Genomic DNA, 7959 nt, shown 5'->3' with positions numbered 1-7959 from the left:
CCGGCCACGCAGAAGGGGATATCAATAACCTCGGCCACTCTTCTGACCCAGCTTTTATCCACTACCCGGGCATCGGAGGAGGCGGTGATGTCATAGAAAACCAGCTCGTCCGCGCCTTCCTCGGCATAGCGTCTGGCCAGTTCCACAATATCGCCCATAACCTCATGGTTGCGGAACTGCACCCCTTTGACAACAACTCCGTTTTTAACGTCCAGACACGGTATTATGCGTTTGGCCAGCATTCCAGGGCCTCCTTAACAGTAAATTTGCCTTCCAGAAGAGCCCGGCCCAGTACCACGCCGTAGGCGCCGCTGTCCCGGGTGTTTTTCACATCCTCGAGGGATCCGATGCCGCCGGAAGCGATAAAGGAAATATCCGGGAATTCTCTGGCGAGATCCTGATAGAGCTCCACGTTGGTTCCCTTGAGAGTGCCGTCCCTGCTGATGTCAGTGCAGAGCACATAGGAGAGACCCACTTCCCGGTAATCATTAATGAGTTCCTCTATGGTAACGCCGCTGTTTTCCTGCCAGCCCTTAACGGCAATGAAGCGCTTTTTGCTTTCGGGATCAATGTTGATATCAAGCGCCAGCACGATATGCCCGGCACCGAAATCCCGGAACCATTCCTTAACCTCCGCGGGATTTTTGACGGCGCAGGATCCGATAACCACACGATCCGCGCCGATGTTAAGAAGGGCCTCCGCATCCTGCCGGCTCCGGATGCCGCCTCCGATTTCCACCGGTACCGGAGTGTTTTTAATAAGGGAGGAAATGGTGTCAAGCTGCCTTTTTGCCGGATCCTTGGCGCCGTCCAGATCTACCAGGTGGAGATATTTGGCTCCCTCGCTTACATAGAGATCAAAGCGATCCTGAGCGCTTGCGGTGTATTCGGTTTTCCGGGCATAGTCTCCCTGAAACAGACGGACAACCTTTCCGCCTATAAGATCAATTGCCGGGATAATCATCTTTATCTCACTCCTAAAGGTTTAAAAAGTTGCCGAGAAGCCGGGCTCCCATGCGGCCGGACTTTTCCGGATGGAACTGGGTGCCGAAGAAGTTGTCCTTCTGCACCACGGCGGTAAATTTTTCCCCGTACTCGGTGACGGCCAGGGTGTCCGCGCAGACGTTCATGGCATAGGAATGCACAAAGTAGAAGAAGGTATTATCGGGAATATCCTTAAAGAGCGGGGATTCCCGAACCGGAGACACCTGATCCCAGCCCATGTGGGGCAGGGGGAGATCCCCGGTCTTCATCAGGCGCACCGTGCCGGCGGTGAGACCGAGACATTTTACCGGAGCGGTTTCTCCGGATTCGCCCATGTTTTCCTGTGACTCCAGTCCCAGCATCTGCATGCCGAGGCAGATCCCCAGAACTGGCTGGGTCAGGGATCTGATGAGATCCGGAAGATTCCTTTCATGAAGAAGCTTCATGGCGGCGCTGGCGGTGCCTACTCCCGGCAGAACCAGCTTGTCGGCTTCCCGGATCACCTTTTCATCAGTGGAGATCACGGGATCAGCTCCTAAATGCCGGAGAGCGATAACCACGGAGGTGAGATTGGCGCTGCCGGTATCGATAACGGTAATTTTCTGCATATTTAAAGTACTCCCTTGGTGGACGGCAGGTCGTTGCCTTCTCTCCTGAGGGCGGGGCGGAGAGCTCTGCCGAAGCCCTTGAAGAGTGCCTCAACCTGATGGTGGGTGTTTCCGGAGGTTACCGAGAGGTGCAGGGTAAGCCCCATGGCGCAGGCGAGACTGTGGAAGAAATGGGGCACCATTTCCGTGGGCAGGCCGCCCACCATCTCTCTCTGGAACTCCGCATCGCAGGTAAAGACCGCATAGGGCCGTCCCGAGATATCCAGAGCGCAGGTGACCTCGTGATTGGTGACGGAGTCCTCTGGCAGTCCTTCGATTTTGGCGGCTACCTCGTCCATGGCCAGGGCAAAGCCGAAGCGGCCGATGCCTCTCTTGTCTCCGAGAGCTTTTTTGAGAGCCTCTCCGAGCGCAATGCCCACATCCTCCACCGTATGATGCTCGTCAACCTCCAGATCCCCGTCGCAGCGCAGACTGAGAGAAAAGTTTCCATGAGAGGCGATCTGATCCAGCATGTGATCAAAGAAGCCGATGCCGGTATGGATGTCCCGCTTTCCGGGGTGATCCAGATCCACGGACACGGTGATCTTTGTTTCCCGGGTGTTCCTGACGATTTCCGCAGTGCGGGGCTTGGAGAGAATGCTCTCGGCGATCATCTGCCAGTTATTCGCCTCGCGGTCATAGCGGATGCTCTTAATGCCCATGTTCTGACCCATGGCCACATCGCTTTCCCGATCCCCGATGAAATAGCTGTTTTCAGGATCCATGACGCCGGGTTTCAGGTAATTAAGAACCAGACCGGTTTTGGGCTTCCGGCAGGAGCAGTTTTCATGAGGGAAGTGGGGGCAGATCAGCACCTCGTCAAAGGTAACCCCTTCGCTCCCGAAAATGCTCAGCATAAGATCGTTGGGCCCTTTGAAGCTGGCCTCGGGAAGACTGGGAGTGCCCAGGCCGTCCTGATTGGTGACGATAACCAGTCTGAAGCCGGCGGCGGCGAGGCTTTTAAGAGCGGAGATCACTCCGGGCTCAAACTTAAGAAGCTCATAGGAATCCACCTGTTCGCTGGGCTTGGGTTCATCGATGAGAGTGCCGTCGCGGTCGATAAATAAATATTTCTGCATAGGTAAAACTCAAAAGGCGAGTCCGGCCCGCCTCTTACAATGGTTAATTACTTGTCAAGCTCTTTCAGTATTCGGAGCACTTCCTGCATTTCCTCTTCGCTGCCGATGGTGATGCGAATGCAGTCCTTAAGGCGGGGCTTGTCATTGAAGTCCCGGAGGATCACGCCGCGATGGACGAAATCCGAAAACAGCTGTTCCCCGTCCCGGAAGCGGAAGAGCACATAGTTGGGTTTGGTTCCGAACACCTCTCCCGTACGGGAAAGCTTTTTAACCTCGGCGATAAATCTTTCCTTGCGGTCGTTAAGCTCCTTAACCCGGGCCCGCATGATCTCGAGACCGTTCTTAGACAGCGCCTGCACGGCGATCTGAGCCACGGGGTCGCAGATGGGGTAGGGGTCAATTACCTTGAGCATGAGCTTTATGACCTCGGGGGAAGCCAAAGCAAAGCCGCAGCGGATTCCCGCAAGACCGAAGGCCTTGGACAGGGTTCTGGTAATGACGAGGTGCGGATTCTCAGGAAGGAGGTCAGCGAGAGTCTCCTCCGGGCAGAATTCAATATAGGCCTCATCCACCACCACGAGAGCTCGGTCTCTGGCGGCATCCAGCACCTCCAGGAGGTCAGCCCGCTTTACGGTTTCCCCGGTGGGGTTATTAGGGGAGCACAGGAATACCAGCTTGACGCGGTTTTCCGGATCCCTGAGGGCGGCTCCGATAGCAGCGGTGTCCGGGCTGAAATCCTCCCGGGGCGGCACCTCCAGCACCCGGGCTCCGTTGGTATCGGCGCTGACCCGGTACATGCCGTAGGTGGGCGGGCAGATAATGATGCTGTCCCGGTTTTCCTCGCAGAAGGTTCTGATAAGAAGGCCGATGGCTTCGTCGCTGCCCCGGGAGACCATGACGTTTTCCGGGGAGACTCCGGCATAGGCGGCATAAGCCTCCAGCACCTCGGCGGGCTGACAGTCCGGGTAGCGGTTCAGCTTCTGGGAGCTCATCAGAAATGCCGCAGAGGACGGAGCTTCGTTGGCATTAAGGAAGGTGTGTCCCATGCCGCCGATGCGCCGGGCTGACATGTAGGGGCTGAGAGCGCGGACTCTGGCTGTGGCCAGAGAAGAAATATCAAAAGACATGGCAAAACTCCTTAGGCTTTCTTTTCCAGGGCTTCCATTCTGACGGTTACGGCTCTCTTATGCGCGGTAAGTCCCTCGGCATCGGCCATTTCCTGAATGGCGGGAGCGATAATGGCCAGTCCCTCCGGGGTGGCTTCCTGCACGGTGTACCGGCGGATAAAGTCCTGCAGTCCCAGGGAGGAATAGGTTTTGGCATAGCCGTAGGTGGGCAGAGTGTGGTTGGTGCCGCTGGCATAGTCGCCGGCCGATTCCGGGGTGAAGGCGCCGATAAAGACGGAGCCGGCATTCCGGATCTTCGGCAGGAGAGCCCGGGGATCCCTGGTCTCGATAATAAGGTGCTCCGGAGCATAGAGGCAGGCGATTTCGCAGGCCTCGTCCAGATCCCGGCAGACAATGGCGGTGCTCTTTTCCAGGGCCTTCTCGGCGATATTCTCCCGGGAAAGCTCCTTCACCTGCTTTTCCACTTCAGCCAGCACTTCATTGCCGTAGTTGGGATTGGTGGAAAGCAGCACCACCTGGGAATCCGGCCCGTGCTCGGCCTGAGACAGCAGGTCGGCGGCGGCAAAGGCGGGATCAGCGCTTTCGTCAGCGATAACCATGACCTCGGAGGGGCCGGCCGGCATGTCGATGGCGGCGCCGCGGAAATCAGCGGATACCTGCTTCTTGGCTTCGGTGACAAAGGAGTTGCCCGGTCCGAAGATCTTGTTAACCTTAGGAACGGTCTCGGTGCCGTAGGCCATGGCGGCAACAGCCTGAGCTCCGCCGATGGTGTAGATGTCGCGGATGCCGCAGAGATTTGCCGCATAAATAATGGCATCTGATACCGGGGGAGGCGAGCACAGAATAATGTGTTCTGCTCCGGCGATGCGGGCCGGCACGCCCAGCATGAGGACAGTGCTGACCAGAGGCGCCGAACCGCCCGGAACATAAAGTCCCACGGGATCAATGGCATGGGTATGAAGCTCGCAGGTAACTCCGGGACGGGTTTCCACCACTACCGGAGCCGGCTTCTGAGCCTCGTGGAACTTCCAGAGATTGTCAAAGGACATTTTGAGAGCATCCCTGAGCTTCTGGGGCACTCTGGCCACGGCGGCATCGATCTCGGCATCCGTAAGCTTCAGATGATCCCCGGTAAAGCGGTCAAACTTTGCGGAATATTCCCGGAGAGCCTGATCTCCGCTGTTTCTGATATTGGCGATAATGTCGGCTACCAGGCGGGCCTTTTCTCCGTTGTCGGAGGTGGCGGGCCGCGCCAGGGTGTCATTTCTTTCTTGTTCGGAAAGCTCTGACCAGTTAACGATCTTCATACTGCTTCACCTTATCCGATTATTTCAGCATCTTTTCAATAGGAAGCACCAGAATGGAGCTGGCGCCCAGAGCCTTAAGCTTTTCCATGGTTTCCCAGAAGAGGGTTTCTGTGGACACCACATGCATGGCCACATGATCCGGGTTGCCTTCCAAAGTGAGGAGGGTGGGGGATTCGGCGCCGGGCAGCAGGGCGGTAATTTCCTCCACCTTGTCCTTGGGAGCGTGGAGCATAATGTACTTGGAGCCATGAGCCTGCATCATGCCATCGATGCGGTTAACCAGAGTGTCGGCGATAAGCTGCTTTTCCGGGAAGAGCTCCTGATCTCTCTGAATGAGCACGGCCTTGGACTTGTAAACCACCTGCACCTCCTTGAGGCCGTTGGCGTCCAGCGTGGCTCCGGAGCTTACCAGATCGCAGATGGCATCAGCGAGGCCGGCGCGGGGAGCTACTTCCACGGAGCCGGTGAGATGCACCACCTTGAAGTTCACTCCCATCTTGTCCAGATAGCGCTTGGTGAGGTTGGGATAGGTGGTGGCGATCTTGAGACCTTCAAGACTTTCCACTCCCTTCCATTCCTGTTCCACCGGGATGGCGAGAGAAAGACGGCAGCCGCCGAAATCCAGCTGGCGCACCAGAGTGTAGTCGGTGGGAAGACCGTCCTGCTGGCGTTCAATGGTGGTTTCCTCCAGCACGTCCTGACCTACAATGCCCCAGTCCACTACGTGATCCATTACCAGTCCGGGAATATCATCATCGCGAACGCGGAGAAGGTCGATATCCATATTCTCCACATGGGAGATCAGACGATCCTCGCGGCTGTTGATCTTAAGACCGCAGCTCCGGAAAAGATCGGTGGTATCGATGCTCAGTCTGCCTTTCTTCTGCATGGCGATGCGAAATTTCTTGGTAGCGCTCATATTGTTTTACTGTCCTCGTAAATGAAAAAACCCCTGGAAGCTTTTTTCTCCTCCAAGGGCCTCAGAATCGTCTGTGCGGCAACTCACTGGAAGAGCTTAAATCTTCCAGAACTCATCCTCCTGAAAGATTATTTCGGGTGATGATGGTGGTGATGAAGTGTTGATGCCAGCGTGTATCCGTACATCTGTCAATCCTCAGATTGCCGTTATGTTTTTGAACACTGCGCATTATACACCATTCCCGGAGGATTGTGGCAATTTTTGCAATGGAGGTCACTTATTCGGGGGAAAGGCCGGTTACCCGCGCGCCGCCGGCTTAAAAAGGGCGATCCCAGCCAGTGCCTTGCCCGGCCCGGAAAGGCAGACATTTGTTTGCCTGCTCCCGGCTCATTTGCTGGCTCCGGCCTCATTCGACTCCTCCCGGAACCGGTTCGGAAAATATAGGTAAAGAAGCGGAAAAAGCGTTACAATAGTCGGGCATGTGTGAATCATCTCCATGACAGCAGCAGCGCGGCAGGGGCGCATTAATATTTTTTATTTTTGTATTTCAAACGAATTAATTGGAACACTGTGCGATGTTACTTAAAACAGCCCTTTGATTCAGTGCTTTCAGGCGTTGCTGCGGATTTTAACGGTGTTATCAGGCAGTATTGAACACGCATATCGGAGAGATTCTGAGAACTCCCGCGTCTTCCGGATGCACCGGAAAAATCGCTGCGGGGAAGATTATTCTTTCATGCCGCTGAATCCGGGCATTTTCCGGTTTCAGGGGATTTTATTTAAGCGGCGGCAGGGCTGAAACGCGCGCCGAAAAGTCCTTCGTTTCTTTGATTATGGTTCAAATTCAAGTCTTTGCGCGCCCTCACAAAGGTATATGTATCAAGGTCGATTATTATTATGAGTAATGCTGAAAACACGGGCAAAGCTGAAAACACGGGAAAAGCTGCAAAAATCAGAAAGGACGGGGTATCCCTGCGCCAGTTGTACATATGGCTCATTGTGATAGCGGTATTGGTTTCCGCGCTGATGATTTTTTCAACAGCGCAGCTTTCTTCGACCTTTAACAATCTTTCGGATGCAGTTGAAAAGCACATGGAGCTTCGGCGGGCCACCGATGATCTCATGAATGCCTCTGATTATCTGACTGAAAACGCGCAGCGCTTTTCCGTTACGGGCGATGTTACGTACATGGACAATTACTTCCGTGAAGCAACGGTGGAAAAACGCCGTGAAAAGGCAATTGAAGTGGTGTCAGGCCACCCCAGCAGCGCCGATGCCCTCCAAAGCATGAAAGAAGCTCTCACCGCATCAAGAGAACTGATGCTGCAGGAATACTATGCCATGAAGCTGGCTGTAGATGCTGCAGGAATAACGGATTATCCGGAAATACTCAATACCGTGGAACTCAGAGATGAGGATCGGAATCTTTCCGCCCCGGAGAAGCGGAGGCGCGCTACAGAGGTGCTTTTTAACCAGGATTATTATGCCAAGAAGGATCAGATCCGCGCCAATATGAAAAAGAGCCTCGCAGAGGTTGAAAAGCTCACTCAGGACACCGAAACAGAGCTGGCGCAAAATCATATTTTTGAGCTTGATGCGGTTCGATTGGTTATTATCATCGAAACGGTCTGCATCATCTTTATAATACTCATGACCTCGTATCTGGGAATCAAACCCATAATCAATGCCGCGGAACGGATAAAAAACGACAGTCCTATCCCGATTGCCGGTTCCAATGAGTTCAGATATCTGGCCAGGAACTACAACAAGCTTTACGGCTCATACCGCAAAAGCGTGGCGCACCTTAATTACAACTTTCCCATTCCTTTTGAGCTATACACAAAAAGCCTCTCTAACCTAGACAACATGCCGCTTCGTCGTATCGTGGCATTCTGA

The 7959-nt window shown here is 54.6% G+C and carries 8 protein-coding genes and 1 other annotated feature; of the genes, 1 reads left to right on the top strand and 7 read right to left on the bottom strand.

Annotated features, from left to right (window positions below):
* From ACJROR_RS15445 to hisG, 7 genes are all read right to left on the bottom strand, one after another.
* Positions 1–242: HisA/HisF-related TIM barrel protein (locus ACJROR_RS15445; RefSeq protein WP_406547874.1), on the bottom strand; the 242-nt coding region annotated here is incomplete at its 3' end.
* Positions 224–964: a 1-(5-phosphoribosyl)-5-[(5-phosphoribosylamino)methylideneamino]imidazole-4-carboxamide isomerase gene (gene hisA / locus ACJROR_RS15440; RefSeq protein WP_406547873.1), complete on the bottom strand. Its 741-nt coding sequence runs from the start codon at positions 962–964 to the stop codon at positions 224–226. The genes ACJROR_RS15445 and hisA, both read right to left, overlap by 19 nt.
* A gap of 13 nt (positions 965–977) precedes the next feature.
* Positions 978–1592: an imidazole glycerol phosphate synthase subunit HisH gene (gene hisH / locus ACJROR_RS15435; RefSeq protein WP_406547872.1), complete on the bottom strand. Its 615-nt coding sequence runs from the start codon at positions 1590–1592 to the stop codon at positions 978–980.
* A 2-nt stretch (positions 1593–1594) separates the two neighbouring features.
* Positions 1595–2710: a bifunctional histidinol-phosphatase/imidazoleglycerol-phosphate dehydratase HisB gene (gene hisB / locus ACJROR_RS15430; RefSeq protein ID WP_406547871.1), complete on the bottom strand. Its 1116-nt coding sequence runs from the start codon at positions 2708–2710 to the stop codon at positions 1595–1597.
* 47 nt (positions 2711–2757) lie between these two features.
* Complete coding sequence (gene hisC, locus ACJROR_RS15425) at positions 2758–3837, bottom strand: histidinol-phosphate transaminase (protein ID WP_406547870.1); 1080 nt, start codon at positions 3835–3837, stop codon at positions 2758–2760.
* An 11-nt stretch (positions 3838–3848) separates the two neighbouring features.
* Entirely contained in the window at positions 3849–5144 is a 1296-nt protein-coding gene (hisD, locus tag ACJROR_RS15420; protein WP_406547869.1) for a histidinol dehydrogenase, read from the bottom strand.
* Between the two features lie 19 nt (positions 5145–5163).
* Positions 5164–6063 (bottom strand): ATP phosphoribosyltransferase, encoded by a 900-nt coding sequence (gene hisG, locus ACJROR_RS15415; RefSeq protein WP_406547868.1) that lies wholly within the window; start codon positions 6061–6063, stop codon positions 5164–5166.
* A gap of 21 nt (positions 6064–6084) precedes the next feature.
* Positions 6085–6216 (bottom strand) — a sequence feature (His leader region).
* Positions 6217–6960: 744 nt separating this feature from the next.
* Between hisG and ACJROR_RS15410 the strand changes: the two genes are divergently transcribed.
* Complete coding sequence (locus ACJROR_RS15410) at positions 6961–7959, top strand: hypothetical protein (RefSeq protein ID WP_406547867.1); 999 nt, start codon at positions 6961–6963, stop codon at positions 7957–7959.

Source organism: Succinimonas sp., assembly GCF_045225735.1.
Lineage (GTDB): Bacteria > Pseudomonadota > Gammaproteobacteria > Enterobacterales > Succinivibrionaceae > Succinimonas.
The sequence above is the reverse complement of the archived record's forward strand: the minus strand, read 5'-3'. Positions and strand labels throughout refer to the sequence as shown.